Raw genomic sequence first — 20,743 nt, forward strand, 5'->3', positions numbered from 1 at the left:
CACCTTTCGCAGCACTGGTCTTGAGGTGGCCCCGAAGTTAGCGGTGGGGTACGACAAAAACTCAGGCGGGTCCACAAAGGGCGTCGTCGATCAGCCGGACGACCCGCTCGTCCACCGCCCGCGACTTCGCCGGGTCGACCAGCTGAGTGGTCATCGACAGCGCGACGACGCGTTTGCCGTCGGCGCTGACGCCGTTGGCGGTCTTGCTGCCGGGCACGTCACCCCAGTGCGCCCAGAAGCCGCCGCACCGGTTCGGTAGATATTGGATGCCCAGCCCGTAGCGTGCGCCGGGCAGGTCCTCCTGCCACGTCGTGGCGAGCACCGTGCGGTGCATCTCGGCCATCTGGCGCGGCTTGAGCAGCTTGCCCTTCTGCAGGGCCGACCAGAAACGCGTCAGGTCGGAGGACGTGGTGACCATCCCGCCCGCGGCGCCCGCGGCCGTGGGGTTGAACAGCGTCGTGTCGGTCAGCGCGCCGTCGGGCTGCCATTGCTGATAGACGTGGGCGTGCGGGCGGGGCAGCGACGCGCGGTCGCCCGGGAACGACGTGTGGGTCAGGCCGAGCGGCCGCAGGATCCGGTCGCGCACCTCGGTGGCCCAGGGGCGGCCGGTCGCCCGTTCGACGATCATCCCGGCCAGGATGTAGTTGGTGTTCGAGTAGTCCCACGACGTGCCGGGCGCGAAAGTGGGCGGATGCTTCATCGCGATCGCGACGAGATCCGCCGCGTCGTAGTGGTCGAACCGGTGGGCCAGATAGGAGTCGTACGAGGCGAGCGCGGGGAAGTCGTTCGTGTAGTTGAAGAGCCCGCTGGTGTGCTGGAGCAGCTGCCGTACGGTGATCCGCCGGCCGTCGTTGCCGTTGCCCTGCACCACCCCGGGCAGGCGCTTCTCGACCGTGTCGTCGAGCGACAGCTTGCCCTCGCCGACCAGTTGCAGCACGACGACCGAGGTGAACGTCTTGGTGTTGCTGCCCATGCGGAAGTAGCCGTCGAGCGGGACCGGTGTCCGCGTCCCGAGTTCCGCCGAGCCGGCGCGGGCCCGGGTGGTCCGCCCGTCGATGCGAGCCATTCCCTGTACGCCGACCACGCCGAGCTCGTGGATGTCGGTGACCGCCGCCTGCATCGGACCGGCCGGTGCGGGCGCGACCAACGTGGCCGCCAGTAGAGCCGCCACTGCGAACATGTCGGACCTCCTACGCGAGGAATCAGGAGCCCCGACCGTACGGAGATCCGGGGTGGCCGGGCCATACGGCTGGCCCCCGTCTTCGGGTAGTCCTAGCCCTACCTTGACATCGCGTGGGAGCGTGCCCAAACTGCATGGACATCTATCTATGTGAACGATAACAGCACATGAAAAGGATTCTGAGATGGACAAACCGCGCCGATGGCGGGCCGCCCTGATCGGTCTCGTCGTCACGCTGCTGGCCGGCGCCGGGGTGCTGTTCGGCCTGCCCACGGCCCAGGCCGCCACGGTCAACACCGCCGCCTGGTACGTGCTGGTCAACCGCAACAGCGGCAAGGCGATGGACGTCTACAACCTCGCCACCAACGCCGGGGCCGGCATCGCCCAGTTCACCCGCAACGACGGCAACTGGCAGCAATGGCAGTTCGTCGACGCCGGCAGCGGCTATTACAAAATCAAGAGCCGGCACAGCGGTCTCGTGCTCGAGCTGCCCAACGCCAATGACGGCACCCAGCTGATTCAGAACACCGACAACGGCACCACCCGGCAGCACTTCACGCTGAAGGATTCCGCCGGGGGATACGTACGGCTGCTGAACCGGCACAGCGGCAAGGCTGTCGAGACGTGGGAATGGTCCACGGCCGACGGCGGAATCGTCGCGCAGTACGGCGACCTCGACGGGGCCAACCAGCAATGGCAGATGGTGCAGGTCGGCACCGGTGGCGGCTCGACGAGTGGCTGCGGATCGGGCACGTTCCAATCCGAGGTGACCGTCAGCGGAAGCACCTGGACGGCCCGCAACGCGTCCGGCGCAAGCGTTTACAGCGGCACCGACTTCCGCGCGGCGGTGCAGGCCGGAATCGGCAGCCTCACGGCCGGGCGTACGTCCATTCAGCGGGTTGTCGTGCGGGGCAACGGCTCGATGACCGCGGGCAGCCGGATCTCCCTGGCGTCGTACACGTCGCTTTCGGTCTGCGGCACCATCAACGTGACCGGCTCGGGCAGCGGCGACTACGCACCCATTTACGCGCGCGGCGTCAGCAACATCGAGGTTCCGTATCTGAATGTCACCGGCGCGCCGATCTACGGCATCTTCATGCGCAACGTGACCAACGTGTGGCTCGGCCAGATCGACATGCGGCTCAGCGCCGGGCTCGGCGTGCGCATCGACAATCGCGGCGACACCAGCCAGTGGACCCGAAACGTCAAAGTCGATTCCGTGTACGTCTCCGGGGCGTCCTCGCACGCGATGGAGACGTACGGGGTCGACGGCATCACCATCGGCACCGTGACCGCGCGCAACGTCGGCGAATCGGGTCTGCTGCTCAATCAGACCATCAACGCCACGGTCGGCACCGTCGACGCGGAGAATGCCGGCGCCGGTACGGGTTATGCCGCGTTCCGGATGGCCAACCGCAACGGCCGGGTCGGCGACTCGTACCCGAACAACATCAAGGTCGGCACCGTGAAGGCGCGCGGCGGCGGCCGGGGCGTCTTCTGCGTCTCGGAAAGCGGCGGCGCCACCATCGACCGGGTCGACATCGCCAACACGGGCAACAATTCCGTGCTCGTCGAGAACTGCTACAACGTCGTGATCGCGGGCGTCTCCGGCACGATCAGCGGCGGCGGCGAGGTCCGGATCGCGGCCCGCACCGAGTTCGCCCCGTCGTCGGGCATCAGCTTCCGCAACCTGACGGTCTCCAACACGAACATCACGTGGAGCCCGTGCACGGGAAGCAACAACACCATCAGCAATGTGACGCGCTCGAATTCCACGCTCACCTGGTGTTGATCGGGCCGCACGGGGGCAAGTCCCCGGAATGAGCCGATTGACGCGAGCACTCGGGCAGGCGGCCCTCGGCGGTGTGTTGCTCACCGCCGGGGCCGGCCACCTGACCACCCAGCGAAAAGAATTCCAGGCGCAGGTGCCGTCCTGGTTCCCGGCCGATCCCGACAAGGTCGTGCTGGTCTCCGGCGTGGTCGAGCTGGCGATCGGGACGGCCCTGCTGGTCACCTGGAAACAGCCCGCCCGCGGCCTGCTCGGCAGGGCCGTCGCCGCGTTCTTCGTCGGCGTCTTCCCGGGCAACATCGCCCAATTCGTCGAGCGCAAAGACGGTTTCGGCCTCGACACCGACACCAAGCGCGCGCTGCGCCTGCTGGGCCAGCCCGCCCTGGTCGCCTGGGCCCTCGCCGCGACCCGCTCAGCCGAGCGACCCTAGGTCCAAGAGGCCGGCCGGACCAGGTAGACCAACTGATCGGTGTCCGCGGTCTCGAAGGCGTGGCGTACGTACGGATGGAGGTCTTCGGCGGTCAGGCCGGTTCCGGTGAACGCCGCCAGCGAGCGCCCGATGTCGTCGCTCGTGCATTCGAGCAGTTCCCGGTCTTCGTCGCTGGTCATCACGTGCCACAGCGCGTCGAACCCGCGCCGATCGTCCCACTGCGCGATGTCGACGATGGCCCCAGCCCGCCACTGGAAATCCGCGGAACTGTCCAGGAGCAGCGCGCGAACCCGCTCGGCCCGCCAATCCCAGACGGGCGGAACGAAGTCGGTCAGCAGCTCCCGCGGCGGCCGGTAGGAGTGCCGCGCCGCGTAATGCAGAATCATCGCCGGAGCGGCGTAGATCTCGCCGCCGGGCAGGTAGTAGCGGAACTCGCCGTTGCCCTCGACCTCGCCGCAGAACTCGCACTGATGAAAGCCCAGGGCGATGCTGCCCACGCGGCGCGAGGCCGCCCGCAGATTCGCCATCTCGGACCCGGTGAGTGGGTTCGCCGTGCCGCCCTGCACCCCGTGCCCGGCGCCCAGCCAGCCCACAGATCGCATCGGCAGAGCCGACGAACTGAATTCGTACGGGGAGAGATCCAGGTATTCCACACCACCATGATGCGGGTGTCTGATGTGGAAATGGTTCACATCGCAGTGGTCGGGTCGGGTGTCGGGGGACTTGCGGCGGCGATCGCGTTGCAGGCCCGGGGATTCGACGTCGACGTGTACGACCAGGCGCGCACGCTCAGCGAGATCGGGGCCGGGGTGTCGCTCGGCGCCAACGGCATGCGGGTGCTCGACGCCCTCGGGCTCGGCGAGAAGGTGCGCGCCGTGTCGTCGAACTTGCGGCGCATTCAGTTCCATCATTGGCGTACGGGCGAGATCTTCTACGAGCATCCGATGGGGGACTGGTACGAGGGGCGGTTCGGCGGTCCCTTCCTCGGGATTCATCGCGCCGACTTCCATCAGGTGCTGCTTTCGGCGTACGGGGGAACTCCGCTCTTGGGTCGTCGCTGCGTCGCCGTGCGGGAGTCTGCGGACGGCGTCGAGCTGACATTCGCCGACGGCACGACCGCTCATGCTGACATCGTCGTGGGCGCGGACGGGCTCCGATCGGTGGTGCGCGGGCCCGACGAGCCGGTGTTCTCGGCCATGAGTTGCTATCGCGGCCTGGTGCCGATCGGCAAGGTCCCCGGCGGCGACACTTTCGGCCTCACGTTCTTTCTGGGCCCGAACCGCCACCTCGTCGCCTATCCGGTGCGCAACGGCGAATACCTCAACTTCGTCGCCTACGTGCCCGACCCGGAATGGACGCTCGAATCGTGGTCGGCCCGCAGCGAACCGGCCGAGGCGGTGGCCGCCTTCGAGGGCTGGACCGACGTGGTGACAACGATGCTCGCCAATGCCGAAGAGGTCGGCCGCTGGGCCCTTTACGACCGCGAACCGCTCAGCCGCTGGAGCACGGAGCGCGTCACTCTGCTCGGCGACGCGGCCCACCCGATGCTGCCCCACGCCGGTCAGGGCACCAATCAGGCCCTGGAGGACGTGGCCGCATTGGCCGCCGCCCTGACCCCCCCCGACCGTTCCCTGCAGCAATACGAGCAAATACGCAAAGCCCGTACGCGTCAGATCCAGCTGGGCGCCCGAGCCAACGCGGCCTGCTTCCAACTCCCCGACGGGCCGGCCACCGAGGCCCGCAACGAGCGGCTGAAGTCCCTGCCCGACACGGTCGCGTGGATCCACGAATACGACATCCACGCCGCGATCTAGCCGATGTCGCGGCGCCGGAAGCCCACATAGCCGCCGGCCAGGAAAGCGGCGGCGACCAGGGTGACCGCGAGCAGCGGCAGCGCGGTCAGCGACTCGGCCGGGATCCGCGGGATGTGGGCGAACGGTGACGCCTGTTGCGCCCAGCCCGGCAGGTCGAACGAGTCGGCGAGAAGGGCGACGACCGCGCAATAACCGACGATCACCCACGCCACCGCGGCGGCCGGGCGGGGGAGCCAGCCGACCGCCAGCACCGCGGCCGCGACGACCAGCCACACCGCGGGCAGGTAGGCCAGGGCGATGCCGATCAAGCGGGGCACCTGGCCGGCGTCCGAGATCGTCAGCGCGTACGCGACACCCTCGCCGACGCCGACCGCCAGCAGGACCAGAGCGGTGCCGGTCAGGGCCACGCTGAGCTGGGCGGCCAGCCAGGTGAGGCGGCTCGTCGCGGTGGCCAGCACGGGCTCGGCGCGGCCGGACGTCTCCTCGGCCCGGATGCGCAGGACACTGGTAACGCCGTACGCGGCGGCGACCAGCGCGGACACGCTGACGGTGAGGGCCAGATACGAGTCGAGGACGCTCCGCGCGCCGCCGGGCAGGAACTCGGCGAACTCGGGATTGTCGCGTACGTACTGTTCGATGGTGTTGCCTATCGAACCGTAGGCCGCGCCCAGCAGGGCCAGCCCGGTCATCCAGCCGATCAGCGCCCCGCGTTGCAAACGCCAGGCCAGCCCGTACGCGGTGCCGAGTGCTCGCGAAGCGTCCGGTGGCCCGGGCCGCGACGGGATCAGGCCCGCCCCGAAGTCGCGCCGCTCCAGCAGCAGCATCGCCACCGCGACCAGCGCCGCCGACGTGACCAGCGGCAGCAGCAGCGGCCACCAACGATCACCGGAATACGGAAAAGTACGCTGCCCCCACCCGATCGGTGACAACCACGACAGCGCGCCGTTGCCGGAGTCGCCCGCGGCCCGCAGCACGAAAGCGGCACCGAGCACGGCGCCGACACACCCGTACGCCGCTCGCGCGTTCTCGAACACTTGCGCGGCAACCGCGGTGAGCGCCGCGAACGCGAACCCGACCGTCGCGACTGCCGCGCCGAACAGCGCCGAGCCGCCCACCGGCAGGCCCGTGCCGGTGGCCACCGCGAACACCAGCAGCCCGGCGGTGACATCGGCCAGCCCGGCCAGGGCGAGCGCGGCGGCCAGCGGGGCGTGCCGGCCGACCTCGGTCGAGCGGATCAGCTCGGCCCGCCCGGTCTCCTCGTCGGCCCGGGTCTGCCGGCCGATCAGGAACATGTTCATCAACGCGACGACGATCGCCAGGAACGAGAAGATCTCGAAGACGATCTCGCCGCCGATCGACTCGAGCAGGCCGGTCGGGCCGCTCATCGCGATCACCGCCGTGTTCCCGCCGATCGTGCTGCGCAGGTTCGCGAGCTCCTCGGCCGTGCCGTACAGGCTCTGGCTCTGGGTCGACTGCACCAGCACGAGCGCGGTCGCGCCGAGCAGCCACCACGGCAGCGTGGCCCGCTCGCGGCGCAGCATGAACCTGAGCAGTCGTGGCGCCCCAGCGATCATCGGACCCTCCCCTGTGGCCTCATCGTACGACCGCTGCTCAGGGCGTGAATGTGCCAAACCGTGGCGGCGACCCAGCCGGGCGCGTGACGACTGCGAATTGCTCCCGACAAGAGGGGGAGAAATTCGATGCTCGAGAAATTGCAACGCCGGCGGGCAGCGGTGGCGGCTTCGGGAGCCGTTGTGCTCATCGCCGCATTGGCCGGCCTCGGCCCGGGTGCGTCGGTGGCGTCGAGCCACCGGGAGGCGCCGCTCATCGCGAGCGATCCGGCCGCCGACAACACCGACCTTTACGCGTTCGTCAGCCCGGAACGGCCGGGATATCTGACGATGATCGCGAACTGGATTCCGTTCGAGGACCCGGATGGCGGGCCCAACTTCTATCCGTTCGCCACCGACGCGGCGTACCGGATCAATGTGGACAGCGACGGCGACGCGAAGCCGGATGCGGTGTTCCGGTGGACGTTCAAGAATGCCGACCAGCGTGGCAACTCGACGTTCCTCTACAACAACGGGCCGGTCACCTCGCTCGACGACGAAAATCTGCCGTTCAAGCAGACCTACACCCTCGAATCGTCGTTCAACGGCGAGCCCTTCAAGACCCGGATCGAGGACGCGCCGGTCGCCCCGTCCCGGATCGGTGCGGCCTCCATGCCGGACTATCAGAAGCTGCGTGACCAGGCCACGGTCCAGCTCAAGGGCGGCTGGAAACTGTTCGCCGGGCAGGCCGACGACCCGTTCTTCCTCGACCTGCGCGTCTTCGACCTGCTTTACGGCGGCGACCTGAGCGAGACCGGGCAGGACACGCTGGCCGGATACAACGTCAACAGCATCGCCATTCAGGTGCCGTTCAAGGATGTGGCCCTCAAAGGCGACGCCAAGCGCAATCCCGTGGTCGGCATCTGGAGCACCACCGAGCGCAGCCGGTCGCGCGTTTCCGACGGGCCCTCGAACGGCGACCGGGTGCAGGTCTCGCGGCTCGGCAATCCGCTCGTCAACGAGGTCGTCGTGCCGGCCGGGCTGAAAGACGCGTTCAATTCCCTCTCGCCCGACAAGGACGCCGGAATCCCGGCCGTGGTCAAGCGGGTCACCAATCCGGAACTGCCGCAACTCATCGAGAAGATCTACGGCGTCAAGGCGCCCGCGACCCCGCGGAACGATCTCGTCGAAATCTTCCTGACCGGCATCACGACCAAGGCGAAAGGCCCGATCAAGGCCGACCTGAATTCGCAGCTGAACAACAAGGACGTCGATCCGAACCGATTCCGGCCCTCGGAGATGCTGCGGCTCAACCTGTCGGTCCCGGTCGCCGAGCAACCGGAACGGCTCGGGGTGCTCGCCGGTGACCTGCAGGGCTTCCCGAACGGGCGGCGGCTCACCGACGACGCCGTGGACATCGCGGTGCAGGCCGTCGAGGGCGCGGCGCAGAGCGGCAAACTGGTCGACGCGCTCGCGGCCGGCGACAAGGTCGACAGCAACGACAACGCCTTCGGCGCCGCCTTCCCGTACGTGGCGCTGCCGAACCAGGGTGCGGTCAACGCGGGTCGCTCCGGCTCCGGCGCTCCGGCCGCCTCCGGTGCCTCATCCGCACCCGAGCCTTCCTCCGACCCGGCCGGCGGCGCGACGGACTCCGAGGCCGCGCCCGACCTCGACCCGGCGTCGAGCTCCTCGATGCTCCCCAGCGGGTCGGCCGTCATCCTCGGTGTCGGCGGTGTCGGGGCCCTGCTCATCATGCTCACCGTCTGGTGGCTGATGAAGCGCCGGCGACGCGCGGCTCCCGCAACGTACGGCAGCGATCCCACCGTCCGGTTCTGAAGCCTTGGCGGGCGCGTCCACCCGGGCGCGCCCGCCTCGAAGGGGATTCCGTCATGAAACGAGCAGTGACAGTCATCGTCGCCGCGCTCGCGTTGTTCGCGGTTGGTGCGTTCTTCGGCCTGCGCGAGAAGCCGGCCCCGGTGCGGGCTTTCACCCCGCCGGCCCGTCCCGACCGTCTCGCGCAGACGATCGCGCGCGCCCAGGAACGGCTGCGTGCCCTGCCCGGCGACCACCGCACCTGGGCTTCGCTCGGCCTCGCCTACGTCGAACAGGCCCGCATCACCGGCGACCCGAGCCGGTATCCCCTGGCCGAAGCCGCGCTCAACCGTTCCCTGAAAGTGCGTGGTTCTGACAACTCCGACGCGTTCACCGGACTGGGCGCGCTGGCCAACGCGCGTCACGAGTTCACGCAATCGCGCACCTTCGCGCAACGAGCGCTGCGCGCCAACCCCTTCGACGCGTACGCCTTCGGGGTGCTCGCCGACGCCGAGACCCAACTGGGCAACGCGCCCGCGGCGACCGCGGCGATCCAGCACATGCTCGACTTGCGACCGGGCCTGGCCGCGTACGCGCGTGCCTCCTACGACCTGGAGCAGCGCGGCCGCCTGACCGAGGCCGCGGACCTGATGCGCCGGGCCCTGGCCGCCGCGGTCGACCCGGCCGACATCGCGTTCTGCCGTAATCAGCTCGGCGATCTCGCGTGGTTCCGCGGTGACCTCGCCGGAGCCGCCACGGAGTACAGCGCCGGGCTGGCGGCCGATCCGTCGTATTCCGCGTTGTTGCGTGGTCGGGCCCGGGTCGCCGCCTCCACCGGCGACATCGCGCAGGCCGTCACCGACACCGCCACGATCGCCGCGCGCACCCCCACCCCCGAGACCCTTCTCTCGTACGCCGAGATGCTGCGCCTCGCCGGCCGGGGCGCCGACGCGGACCGGCAGCTCGACCTGGCCGCGGCCGCCCACCAGATCTTCCTGGCCAACGGCGGCCGCGACGACCTGACCGGCGCCCAGCTGGCCCTGGCCCGCGGCGACGCGGCAACGGCCGTCGCCGCGGCCCAGACCGAGTGGCGCCGCCGCCCGTTCGCCGAGGTCGCCGACGTGCTGTCCCAGGCCCTGCACGCCGCGGGCCGCGACGACGAGGCTCGCACGTACGGGCGGAAAGCTTTTGACCTGGGCCCCCGCAACGCCGCCTACGCCTACCACCTCGCGCAGGCGGAGCTCGCCCTGGGCGACCGTGCCGCCGCCCGCGCGTCGCTGACCCGGGTGCGCGCCCTCAACCCGCACTTCTCACCCACCGACGGGCCCACCGCCGCCCGGGCCCTGGCCGAGTTGGAGACCCAGCCGTGACCGCCCCAGAGCCGCAACATCCCACGGCGACTCGTACGCCCTCCGCGCGTTCCGTGATTCTGCCGACTTGGGCGCTCTTCGCGCGTTCCGTGTTTCTGCCGACTTGGGCGCTCTTCGCGCGTTCCGTGTTTCTGCCGACTTGGGCGCTCTTCGCGCGTTCCGTGTTTCTGCCGACTTGGGCGCTCTTCGCTCGTTCCATGTTTCTGCCGACTCGGGCGCCCTCCGCGCGCTCCGTGCTTCTGCCGACTCGCGGGATCGGCGCTCAGGTGCCGGTTGTTGTCGACGATCAAGCTGCGCCCCCGCGCCGGCGGAACCTGCGGCGCCTGGTCGTGGTAGCCGCGCTGACGATCGTCGGCTTCGTGACCCTGCCCGCGGGCGCCGCCGCGGCCCACCCACTCGGCAACTTCTCGGTCAACCGGTTCGCGGGTCTGACCCTGCACCCGGACCGGATCGACGCGCTCGTCGTGGCCGACCTCGCAGAGTTGCCGACTCTGCAGGACTCGGCACCTTCGTGCACCGAGGCGGCCGAGGCGTTGCGCGTTTCTGCCGACGGTGACCGGCTGCAATGGACGATCAAGAACAGTTCCCTCGCGTACGCGGCGGGCGCCGGCGGACTGCGCACGACCCGCCTCGAATGCCGTCTGTCGGCCTCGGTCGACATCTCCCGGCCGGTTCGCGTCGAGGTGGCCAACCAGTTCCGCGACGACCGCATCGGCTGGCGCGAGCTGGTGGCGTCAGGTTCGGGCGTGAAGTTGTCGGGTTCGTCGCTGCCGTCGACAAGTTCGAGCAACGAGCTGCGCACTTATCCGTCGGATCCGCTCGCTTCTCCCGCCGACACGCGCACAGCGTCGTTCACGGCCGCACCTGACGCGGGTGAACAGACCCCGACCGCAGCCGCCAACCGCGGCGAGGGGTCGACCACGATCGCCGGTGACCGCGGCGCGGGGTCTACCACGATCGCCGGTGACCGCGGCGCGGGGTCGGCCACGGTCGGGCCCGCCACCGCCGGGCGCGCCGTCGGCGACACCGGCTCGACCGGGCTGCTGGCCGGGGCCGAACGCAGGCTGGAGGACTTGGTCGGCGACAGGCAGCTGACCCCGCTGGTCGGCTTGCTGGCCGTGCTGTTGTCCCTGCTCCTGGGCGCGGCGCACGCGGCTCTGCCCGGTCATGGCAAGACCGTGATGGCCGCCTACCTGGCCGGGAGTCAAGGCCGCCCCCGAGACGCCGTGCTGGTCGGAGCCACAGTCACCTTCACCCACACCGCCGGAGTGATCGCCCTGGGCCTACTCCTGACCACAGTCTCTTCTATCGCCGGCGAATCGGTCCTCTCCTGGCTCGGCCTGGCCAGCGGCACGTTGGTCGCGGCCGTCGGCGTGGGCGCCCTGATCTCGGCCCTACGCCGCCACCGAGCCGCCCGACACGCACACTCCCGACCGGTCGACGCGATCACCGACCACGAGCACTCCGCACACACCCACCAGCATGATGACGAGCATTCGCACACTGAAACCCACATGCACGATGCTGCGCACTCGCACGGACCTGCGCACTCGCACGGAGATGCGCACTCGCACGGAAATGCGCAGTTGCGTGGAGATGCGCACTCGCACGACGTTGCGCACTCGGACGGCGATGGGCACTCGCATTCACATGGACACGGGCACTCGCACAGTCATACGCATGGGCCGGGCAAGTGGGGGATCGCCGGGATCGGGGTGGCTGGTGGGCTGGTGCCCAGTCCGTCCGCGCTGGTTGTGTTGCTCGGCGCGGCTGCGCTCGGACGGACGGTGTTCGGCGTTCTGCTGGTGCTCGCCTACGGTCTCGGCATGGCCGCCACGCTCACCGCGGCGGGCCTGCTGCTCGTCCGGTTGCGGCACCGCCTCGAGGGGCGTTGGCGCTTGGCCGACCGCTGGCGGACAGTCTCGCCCCCGGCCACCGCGGCCCTCATCATCGTCGTGGGCCTCGGCCTGGCCGGACGAGCCCTCGCCGGCGTCGCTTGATCGGTTCTGGGCGGCGTCGAGTGAGGGTCGGCCGGGCCGGGGTTATTTTTGCTGGTAGGTCGGGTAGCCCAGCCGCTCGACCAGGTCTCCGGTGGCCTTGTTGAAGGCTTCGTAGATGTCGTCGTCGAAGTGGTTGGCCCAGTCGCCGGCTTGGCCCTTGCGGTAGTGGGAGACCTTGGCCGTGCCTTGGCGCTCGTTCATCTTGGTGAAGCTGTAGCGGTCGAGCACCGTGGCCAGGTCGGCGGCGGGCAGGTTGATGCCGCAGTGGCGCAGCAGCGCTTCCATCTCGGCCGCCTGGGCGTCGCCGGTCAGGTCCTCGTATTTGACCAGGCGGACCTCGTCGGAGGCGGGCGCGTCGATCCAGGAGCGGATGGCGCCGAACCTGTTCTTCTTGGCCATGTCGCCGATCAGCCAGAGCATGCCCTCCTTGCGCGGCATCTCGAGCAGCACTTTGCGCACCTCGAGCACGTCGCCCATCGGGCCGTGCGAGTTGCGGGTGGAGAAGTAGCTCGACACCACCATGTCGCGGGGGTCGCGCATGACGAAGAACGCGCGATACTTCTCCGGCTTCGGCATCTTGTCGAACCGCGGGCGGGGGAAGAACAGCGACAGGCCGATGCGCCGGGGCGGCACCACGCGCGGGTGTTTCCAGTTGTAGAAGCGCGGGTCGTACGTCAGCAGGCCGGAATGGCGATAGACGAGCGGGTCGCTGAAGACCGCCTTGATCCACTGGCTGGCGGTCTTGCGGACCGCGCAGTGATAGATGTTTTCGAACTCGCTCCGGGTCGCCACCGGGACGGTGATCCGCAGTCTGGCGTTGTACGCGTCGAGTTGCGCGCGGCGGGCGAGAACACGCACCGGCTCCGGCGCGCGTTGCTTGGCGAACATGACAGCACTGTTGAACATCGTTCGAGCCCGTGTCCTTTACGTACGAAATCGCGGGTTCGCCGGCAAGTTGATCTTGGTTCAGGTGGTGTCCAGGGACTTTATAACAAAATCGATCGAAATAGAGAGGACGCCTCCTGGGAGCTTGCTGAAAGCGCAAGCCCCCGGGAGAGGTAACGAGTCAGAGCCCGGTCAGCCTCGGGTGCGGATCATCCGGCGCAACTCGTCGGCGTATTCGAGCACGGTCTGGCGCACGATCGGCGCGGCGTCGGCGGCGGCCTTCTCGGCTCGGGACGGGAAATCCGCGGTGGTGCCGAATCGGGGCAGCAGCCGGCCGGCGTATACCATCGACGGGATCATGCCGCCGCGGGCGAAACCGGGAAGCAGGCTCAGATATTTGTCGCCGTAACCGGACAGGATCGCGTCCTGGCCGGGACGCCAGAACGCGTTCGTGACGGCGCCCATCGCGCTGACCGGCACCGACCGGTCGACGGTCAGCAGCTGCCACACCGCCGCCTTCTCGTCCGCGTCGGGGCGGGCCGCGCGCACGGCGACGGCCCGGAACGTCGCGTCCGGGTCGGGGTCGCGCGCGAGCAGGTCCCGTACCGGGGAATCGGTCTCTTCCCCCAGCTCGGCCGCGCGGACCAGGCAGCGCCAGAGCAGGTCGACGTCGGCGCCGGCCCGAGCGCGCAGCCGGTCGATCGCGCCGAGATCGGGCGCCGACCGGATCATGCCGCGCAGGGCGACCTGCTCGCGGCCGGGCTGCTCGGCCAGCCGCGAGCACAATGCGTAGAAGTCGCCCATCAGCCGGTCGTCGCCCGCCCAGAACTCGGCGGCGTTGCCGGCCAGGCGCAGGTACGGCTCGATCACCGCCTCCGACGTCTCGACGGTGAGAACCGAGGTCAGGCAGGTCACCACCTCGCCGGGGGTCGCCTCGCCGGCGGTCAGCATGTCCCAGATCGTGGCCACGGCGACACCGCGCGACACCGGGGTCGGCAGCTTGCCCGCGGCGGTGACGAGTGTTCCCCGGTCGCGAGCCGACGGGCGGACGGTCGCGAACGTCAGATCCTCGTCGTTGACCAGATAGAAGTCGGCATCTTCGGGCAGCACCACGGACGTCGAGGCGCCCTGCACGTCGACGGTGGCCAGCGCGGTGCGCCGCAACCCGTCGTCACCGAACGCGTACGAACCGATGGCGAGAACCTGCGGCCGGGGCGGACCCGCCGGACCACTGCCGGTCAGCGTGCCCGCGGCGAACGTGAACCGGTCGACCCCCGCGGTCTCCAGCCAGCCCGCCCGCCACGCGTTCAGGTCGCGGCCCGAGGCCTCGGCCAGGGCGTCGATCAGATCCTGCAGGGTGGTGTTGCCCCAGGCGTGCCGGGCGAAGTACGAGCGCATCCCGGCGACGAAGCTGTCCTCACCCACGTACGTCATGAGCTGCCGCAACACCGCCGCACCCTTGGGATAGGTGATCGCGTCGAAGATGGACGAGGCCTCGGCGACGTCGCGAATGGGCTGGTGGATGGGGTGCGAGACCGGGCCCTGGTCGGCGAGGTAGGCGGTCAGCTTCTCGCTCGCGAGCAGCCCGACCCAGGCGTCGGTGTGCCGGGTCGCGCGGGAGGCGGCCCAGTAGCAGGCGAGCTCGGCGAACGCCTCGTTCAGCCACAGGTCGTCCCACCAGCGCATCGTCACGAGGTTGCCGAACCACATGTGCGACATCTCGTGCAGCAGGAAGACGGCCGTCAGCTCCTGCTCGGCGGGGGTCGGCGCGGTGCGCCGCAGGAACGTGTCCTCCCAGGTCACGCAGCCCCAGTTCTCCATCGCGCCACCGAACTCGGGCATGAACACGTGGTCGTACTTGCGCTGCGGGAACGGCCGGCCGAAGACGTCGCCGAAGAACGCGAGGCCCTGCTCGGTGACGGTGAAGATCTCGTCGGCGTCCCGGTCGAGCAGCGGGGCCAGCGAGCGGCGGCACAGCAGGCCGAGGTCGTAGCCGCCCGCCTCGCGGCGCACCTCGTGCAGCGGTCCGGCGTTGACCACGCAGTTGTACGTGGAGAGCACTGGGGTGTCCGGGAACGTCCAGCGCCGTACGCCCTGGAGCTCCTCCACCACCGGGTCGCCGCTGTTGCTGGCCACGAGCCACGACGCGGGCGCGGTGACGACGAAAGCGTGCGGCGCCTTCAGGTCGGGCTGGTCGAAGCACGCGAAAACGTATCGCGCCTCGTCGGGGCAGAACGTGGTCCAGACGTAGACCTCGCCGTCGGCCGGGTCGACCGCCTTGTGCACGCCGGGCCCGTCGGTGGTGTCGGTCTGCACCGACTCGACGCGCAGCACATTGTGCGCGGCCAGCCCGGTCAGCTCGATGCGGCCGTCGACGGCGGGCGGCAGCGGCTCGCCGTTGAGGGTGGCCGCGACGATCGACGCCGTGCAGTCGGCAAAAGTGCGCGCTCCCGGCTCGCGGCAGCTGAAGGTCACCGTCGACACGCACGTCACGGCCGAGCCGGTCGGCAGGTCGGTGAGGTCGATCGTGATGTCGTAGCGATCGACGGCGATGAGCGCGGCACGCTCCTCGGCCTCGACCTGCGTCAGGCTCCGTGCAGTCATGCGCCCGATCGTAGAACCGGGTTTGCGCGGGCGTCGTCCGGATAAATCGGACGCATGGTTCCACTCATGATCGTCATCGTCTTCCTGCTCGGCGCGGCGCTCCTGGCGTTCCTGGCCTGGCTGGCCCGGCGGCAGCACGACCGGGCCGCCTCGGCGCCGGTGCTGACCGAGCCGCTCGAGGACCTCGCGGCCGAGGCGGCGGCGGTCGGCACGGCGGCGCAGCGGGCGCGGGCCGAGGCGGACGCCGCCCGGCAGCTGGTCGACTCGGCGGAACGGGCCCGCGATCAGGCCGAATACAGCTTCCGCGAGGCCCAGTACGGTCCGCGTCCGGACGGTGACGAACCATGGCGCCTGGTCGAGCGGGCCGCCCTGGAGGCGTACCGGCGCGGTGATCTCTCGGCCGCACAGCTCGACGCCATCTGGAGCCAGGTGCCCGGAACCGGCCCGGATGTGCGCGAGCACGCGGTGCGGCTGGCCCGCCACCGCTACGAGGATGCCGCGGCCGAGGCGGTGCGGGTACGCCAGCAGGCGTACGTGGCCGGGGTCGCCGCCGAGGTGCTGGCCGAGGAGCAGCGGGTCGCCGCGGGTGAGCTCTCCGCGGCCCGGCAGTCGGTCAGTGCGGGCCTGCCGGGCCTGTTCGCCCCGTCCTCATGACACCCGGCCCCGCCGGCCCGCAACCATCCGGCGCACCTGCTGCTCCTGCCGGAACCGGAAGGTCGAGCAGCGCGTGTCCCGGCTGGCCGAGGTCATCGCGTGATAGGCGCAGCCGCCCATGCAGCCCGGCAGCGCGACACACGAGCGGCAGTCGTCGTCGCCGAACGGGTCGTACGTGAGCCACTTCGACAACCGGTCGTCCGGCTGCGGCCAGGACCGCAGGTTGCCGATCACCTCCTTGGGATCGCCCACGGTCTCGGTGCACTTGTAGATCTCGCCTCGCGAGCCGATCACCAGTTCGTTGTCGCGGACCGCCGTGCACGGCGCGCCGACCGGTTCGGGCAGGGCGACGGTGGCGAACCCGAGACCTGCGGCGGCCTCGGCGAAATGCTGCTCGGCCTCGGCGAACGCGGCCTTGGAGAGGCAGGCGGTGCCGTACCGGGCGCTCGGGGCCAGTGGGTTCGCCGTCGTCGCGACGACATGCCCCGGATAGACCCCGACCCGGCCGGCCAGCCCGGCCGCGGCCAGGATCTCGAGCAGGCGCGCCGCGTCGCCGACGTTGTCCGTGTCGAGGTTGACCCGCACCGTGACGTCGAGGATGCCGGCGACCGCGACGACGTTGGCGAGCAGCTGGTCGAACGTGCCCCGGCCGCCGGCGAGCGGGCGGCGGCGGTCGTGCACCTCGGCCGGGCCGTCCATAGTGACCTGGGCAGCCGTCACGTGCCGGGCGCGCAGCAGCCGGGCCGTCTCGGTCGTCAGGAGGTGGCCGTTGGTGATGATCTCGGCCTGGTAGCTCACCCCGGCCGCGGCGCACCGGGTGATGAACTCGTCGGAGAGGCGGAGCAGGGCGGGCAGGCCGACCAGCGGCTCGCCGCCGTACCAGAGCACGGCGAACGATCGTACGGCGGGAAGCTTTTGCTCGACGAGGCGCAGCAGGCGCTGCTGCACCTCCTCGTCGAGCAGCGACGGATGTTTGGCCTCGAAGCAGTACAGGCAGTCGAGGTCGCAGCCGAGGCTCGGCACGATCGTGAGGTGGAACCGGCCGGGATTGCGCCGGGTCTGCTCGTAGCGGTCGCGGAGCAGCTCCAGCTCGTCGGTGCGGTCGGCCACGACTACCCGGGCGTCGACCAGCACGCTGATCAGCGCGGGGTCGACCGTGACCGAGTCGTCGCCCGCGATGAAGCGGCGGGTGGGCTCGCGCTGCGCGGCCGGCATGGGGACGACACGGCCGGAGAAGCCGTTGTGGACGTATGTGGTGGGGCCGTCGTCGATCCACGTGTTGTAGCGCGACTCTCTCATCAGGCGCCCGGCTTCTTGAGCAATTCGCCGACCTCCGGCCCCCAGACCAGCGCGATGTCCACGCCGGGGCGCTCGGGTCCGGCCATGATGAAACCGCACGGCTTGCCCGAGAACGCCGCTCCGGGAACGCACTGACACTCCAGCTGCTCCTCGGCCGCGGCCCGCACCTCTTCCGTGGTGCCGCCTGCCTCGTCGATCCGGTGGATGTTCTCGTCGGGCGGCCGCCGGACGCCGTCGGCGAAGCCGTTCACATATGACGCGATGACGTTCGCGGCCCAGGCGACCTCGGCCGGGAAAGAGTGCGGGTTCGGGCCCCGGATAACGAGGACATTGGCTCTGTTTCTGTCATTTCCGTCCGACATGGCGATCACTCCCGAGCGAATAAAAGATCTGACATCAATGATCGAATATCGCGGTAAATGAGCCGGGTGCCGTTAGGACACTCCCGCTCGGCACGGTGGATGTCAATAAGGCCGTCCGTAAACGGGATGCGCCGATCCCGCTGCTCCGCCTAGCATCGCGGCATGGCCGGCCGGCCGCGGGTCGTCACCACCGCCGTGACAGCACCCGCCACGATGGTCGAACGCTCGCGGGAGCTCGCCGCCCTGCGCGCGTGCCTGACCGATGTCCGCGACAGCCAGGCCCGGGTGACGCTGCTCGAGGGGCCGGCCGGGGTCGGCAAGACCGCCCTGCTGCGGGCCGCCCGCGATCTGGCCGTCACCGACGGGTTCCGCGTGCTCTGGGCCCGGATGCCGTATCTGGCCGCCACCGCCCCGCACGAGCTGCTGCGCCGGCTGCTCGGGCCCGAGGTCGAGCGGCGCGGCGGTCCCGGCTCGCTCACCGGGGCCGCGGCCTTCGCGGCCCCGCTGTTCACCCCGGGCACGACGACCGTCACCGGCGTCGACTACGGCTGCCAGTGGCTGCTCGCGGCGCTCGCCGACGACGGGCCGCTGCTGCTCGCGATCGATGACGTGCACTGGGCGGATGTCGACTCGCTGCGCATCCTGGTGGACGCGGTGGAGGATCTGCAGGGCGCCCCGATCGGCGTCGTGGCCACCGCGCGGCCGATGGCGGCGGACCCGGCCGTCGCGGCCATGCTGTCGCGGCTGGCCACGCTGGGCGGGGCCGGCGTGCTGCGGCCCGAGCCGCTGTCCGAGGCCGGCGTCGCCGAGGTGTTGTGCGTGGCGTTCGGCCGGGAGCCGGAGCAGCTGTTCACCCTGGCGTGCGCCCAGGCCAGCGGGGGCAACGTCTTCTATCTGCGCGAGCTGGTCCGCCCGCTGGTGGCGGCCGGCCTGCCCCCGACGGCGGCCGCGGCGGCCGAGCTGGCCGCCAGCGGCCCGCAGGCGCTCGCGGCCACCGTGCTGTGGCGCCTCGACCAGCTCGGCCCGGTCGCCACCGAGCTGGCCCAGGCGGCCGCGGTGCTGGGCGACGACGTGCCGCTGCGGGTCGTGGCCGCCCTGGCCCGGGCCGAGGGCGAGCCGGCCGGCCGGGCCGCCGCCGCGCTGGAAGCGGCCTCCATCCTGGTGCGGGCCGACCCCGTGGTCTTTCCGCATCCGCTCGTGCGGGCCGCGGTCGAGCACACCGTCGCCCCCGGCCAGCTCGGCCGTCTGCACGCCGCGGCGGCCCGCGTGCTGCTCGCCTCGGCCGCCCCCGCACCGCAGGTGGCCCGGCATCTGCTGCGGGCGCCGCCCGGCGGCGCGGAGGGGACTGTCGGTCTGCTCGTCGACGAGGCCCGCCGCACCCTCGACTCGGGATCGCCGGAGACCGCGCACCGGCTGCTGACCCGGGCGCTGGCCGAGCCGCCGTCGCCCGCGGCCCGGCCGCCCGTGCTGCTCGCATTGGCCGAGGCCGAGCGGGCGACCGGCGCCCCGGCCCGCGCCCAGCAACATCTCGCCGAGGTGGTCGAGACCGGGCCGCGCGAGCTGTCGATCAGCGCCATGGCCGAGCTGTTCGACCTGCTGTACGAACTGGACGACGAGGCCGGCGCGGACAGCCTGCGGCTGCGGGCCTTCGCCGCCGAGCCGTACGGGGCCAGCCCGGCCGAGCTCCGGCTGCGCGCCGCGCTGCTGCTGGACGTGGCCGCGGGCCGGACCGACCGGGCGCCGGAACGCCTGACCCGGGTCGACCTGGACCGGCTGGGGATCGGCACCGGGGAACAGCGCTATCTGCTGCTCTGCGTCGCGATCCACCAGCGGGCCACCGGCGAGTGCCCGCCGGAGAGATTCCTGTCCCAGCTGCGCCGAGTCGTCCACGGGCTGCCCGACGACCGCCCGCTCACCGGCTGGGAGGTGAGCGCCGCCCTCGAATCGGCCGCGTTCCTGGCCTCGGTCGAGGCCATGGCGGACGCCGACCGGGTGCTCGAGCGCCTGCGCCCCGACGTGGCCCGGTTGCGCCGCGCCTCGCCCGCGCTGCAGGCCGAGTGGTCGCATCGCAGCGCGCTCAACGGGCTGCGGCGCGGGCGCTTCGAGGAGGCGCTGGTGGTGCTGGCCGAGGCGGAGCTGTTCGCCGACCGGCACGGTCTCACCGTCTACGGCGGCCTGGCCCGGGGCGCCCGTGGTTACATCGCGCTCGAGCGGGGCGACTACGCCGAGGCCGGACGCCACCTGCTGGACAGCCCGGCCGAGGCGGTCCCGGCCCGGGCGCTGGGCGAGCTGCTCTCCGGCCGGCCCGAACGGGCGCTGGCCCTGCTCGACCCGCCGCCGGGCGACGGGTCCGCCGCGACCGAACGGGAGATCGAGTTCGAGGTTCACCTGCTGGCCAGCCACGCCTGCCAGATGCTGAACGATCGCGAGGGGGCCGTGCGGGAGTCCGATCGGGAGGTGGCCGTCCGGCTGCGGCATGGTCCGTCCTTCCAGTTGGCGCTCGCCCTGCGCCGGCGCGCGTCGTTCGCGCCGGCTCGAGAAGCGGAGGAGTTGCTCGTGCAGGCGATGGAGGCGTGCGCCGACACGCCGCGGCTGCCGATCCGGGCCCGGGTGCGGGCGAGCTACGGCGCCGCGCTGCGCCGGGCGGGCCGGTTGCGGGCGGCCCGGGCCGAGCTGGCCGCCGCTCTCGACCTGGCCGAACGACTCGGCATGACCCGCCTGTCGGGCCGGGTCGCGGCGGACATTCGCGCGGCCGGCGGACGGCCGCGCCGGGCCCGGGTCACCGGCTGGGCCGCGCTGACCGGCAGCCAGGCGGCAGTGGCCCGGCTGGCCGCCGAGGGCCGCACCAACCGGGAGATCGCGGAGAGCCTGTACGTGACCATCAAGACCGTCGAGACACATCTGGCGGCGGTCTATCGCAAGCTCGCTGTGCCCGGCCGCGACCACCTGCGGGCGCAAATCTCAGGGGGGCCACCCTGACGCTCGCACCCGGCC

At 70.9% G+C, this 20,743-nt stretch carries 15 protein-coding genes; 8 read left to right on the top strand and 7 right to left on the bottom strand.

Annotated features, from left to right (window positions below; genetic code table 11):
* Positions 1-61: 61 nt before the first annotated feature.
* Positions 62-1,180: a serine hydrolase domain-containing protein gene (locus tag JKJ07_RS27790; protein ID WP_202994756.1), complete on the bottom strand. Its 1,119-nt coding sequence runs from the start codon at positions 1,178-1,180 to the stop codon at positions 62-64.
* A 184-nt stretch (positions 1,181-1,364) separates the two neighbouring features.
* Between JKJ07_RS27790 and JKJ07_RS27795 the strand changes: the two genes are divergently transcribed.
* Positions 1,365-2,972 (top strand): RICIN domain-containing protein, encoded by a 1,608-nt coding sequence (locus JKJ07_RS27795; RefSeq protein WP_202994757.1) that lies wholly within the window; start codon positions 1,365-1,367, stop codon positions 2,970-2,972.
* A 28-nt stretch (positions 2,973-3,000) separates the two neighbouring features.
* Positions 3,001-3,399: a DoxX family protein gene (locus JKJ07_RS27800; RefSeq protein WP_202994758.1), complete on the top strand. Its 399-nt coding sequence runs from the start codon at positions 3,001-3,003 to the stop codon at positions 3,397-3,399.
* Here the strand turns inward: JKJ07_RS27800 and JKJ07_RS27805 are convergent.
* Positions 3,396-4,052 carry a DUF7919 family protein gene (locus JKJ07_RS27805; protein ID WP_202994759.1) on the bottom strand — a complete coding sequence of 219 codons (657 nt, stop codon included), beginning with the start codon at positions 4,050-4,052 and terminating at the stop codon, positions 3,396-3,398. The genes JKJ07_RS27800 and JKJ07_RS27805 overlap by 4 nt on opposite strands.
* 30 nt (positions 4,053-4,082) lie before the next feature.
* Here JKJ07_RS27805 and JKJ07_RS27810 point away from each other — a divergent pair, with 30 nt between their 5' ends.
* Complete coding sequence (locus JKJ07_RS27810) at positions 4,083-5,213, top strand: FAD-dependent monooxygenase (protein WP_202994760.1); 1,131 nt, start codon at positions 4,083-4,085, stop codon at positions 5,211-5,213.
* On the opposite strand, the gene JKJ07_RS27815 is transcribed toward JKJ07_RS27810, so the two are convergent.
* Positions 5,210-6,787, bottom strand: coding sequence for an ABC transporter permease (locus JKJ07_RS27815; protein ID WP_236030031.1), 1,578 nt, complete (start codon positions 6,785-6,787; stop codon positions 5,210-5,212). The genes JKJ07_RS27810 and JKJ07_RS27815 overlap by 4 nt on opposite strands.
* 126 nt (positions 6,788-6,913) lie before the next feature.
* On the opposite strand from JKJ07_RS27815, the gene JKJ07_RS27820 reads away from it, so the two are divergent.
* The 3 genes from JKJ07_RS27820 to JKJ07_RS27830 all read left to right on the top strand — a co-directional run bounded on the left by JKJ07_RS27820 (position 6,914) and on the right by JKJ07_RS27830 (position 11,945).
* Entirely contained in the window at positions 6,914-8,599 is a 1,686-nt protein-coding gene (locus JKJ07_RS27820; RefSeq protein ID WP_202994761.1) for a DUF4331 domain-containing protein, read from the top strand.
* Positions 8,600-8,652: 53 nt separating this feature from the next.
* Complete coding sequence (locus JKJ07_RS27825; protein WP_202994762.1) at positions 8,653-9,945, top strand: tetratricopeptide repeat protein; 1,293 nt, start codon at positions 8,653-8,655, stop codon at positions 9,943-9,945.
* A 197-nt stretch (positions 9,946-10,142) separates the two neighbouring features.
* Entirely contained in the window at positions 10,143-11,945 is a 1,803-nt protein-coding gene (locus JKJ07_RS27830) for a HoxN/HupN/NixA family nickel/cobalt transporter (protein ID WP_202994763.1), read from the top strand.
* A gap of 42 nt (positions 11,946-11,987) precedes the next feature.
* Here the strand turns inward: JKJ07_RS27830 and JKJ07_RS27835 are convergent, their stop codons facing one another.
* A complete protein-coding gene (locus JKJ07_RS27835) occupies positions 11,988-12,851 on the bottom strand; it encodes a sulfotransferase domain-containing protein (RefSeq protein ID WP_202994764.1) in 864 nt (287 codons plus the stop codon).
* Between the two features lie 171 nt (positions 12,852-13,022).
* Positions 13,023-15,434, bottom strand: coding sequence for an aminopeptidase N (pepN, locus tag JKJ07_RS27840; RefSeq protein ID WP_202994765.1), 2,412 nt, complete (start codon positions 15,432-15,434; stop codon positions 13,023-13,025).
* Positions 15,435-15,500: 66 nt separating this feature from the next.
* On the opposite strand from pepN, the gene JKJ07_RS27845 reads away from it, so the two are divergent.
* A complete protein-coding gene (locus JKJ07_RS27845; protein WP_202994766.1) occupies positions 15,501-16,088 on the top strand; it encodes a hypothetical protein in 588 nt (195 codons plus the stop codon).
* Here the strand turns inward: JKJ07_RS27845 and JKJ07_RS27850 are convergent.
* Both JKJ07_RS27850 and JKJ07_RS27855 read right to left on the bottom strand, forming a co-directional pair.
* Positions 16,083-17,387: a radical SAM/SPASM domain-containing protein gene (locus JKJ07_RS27850; protein ID WP_202994767.1), complete on the bottom strand. Its 1,305-nt coding sequence runs from the start codon at positions 17,385-17,387 to the stop codon at positions 16,083-16,085. The genes JKJ07_RS27845 and JKJ07_RS27850 overlap by 6 nt on opposite strands.
* A complete protein-coding gene (locus JKJ07_RS27855; protein WP_202994768.1) occupies positions 17,387-17,749 on the bottom strand; it encodes a hypothetical protein in 363 nt (120 codons plus the stop codon). Before JKJ07_RS27855 ends, JKJ07_RS27850 begins: the two co-directional genes overlap by 1 nt.
* A gap of 162 nt (positions 17,750-17,911) precedes the next feature.
* On the opposite strand from JKJ07_RS27855, the gene JKJ07_RS27860 reads away from it, so the two are divergent.
* Positions 17,912-20,728, top strand: a complete 2,817-nt coding sequence (locus JKJ07_RS27860; RefSeq protein ID WP_202994769.1) for an ATP-binding protein — start codon at positions 17,912-17,914, stop codon at positions 20,726-20,728.
* Positions 20,729-20,743: the final 15 nt, after the last annotated feature.

This window comes from Paractinoplanes lichenicola (assembly GCF_016785085.1).
Classification (GTDB): Bacteria; Actinomycetota; Actinomycetes; order Mycobacteriales; family Micromonosporaceae; genus Actinoplanes; species Actinoplanes lichenicola.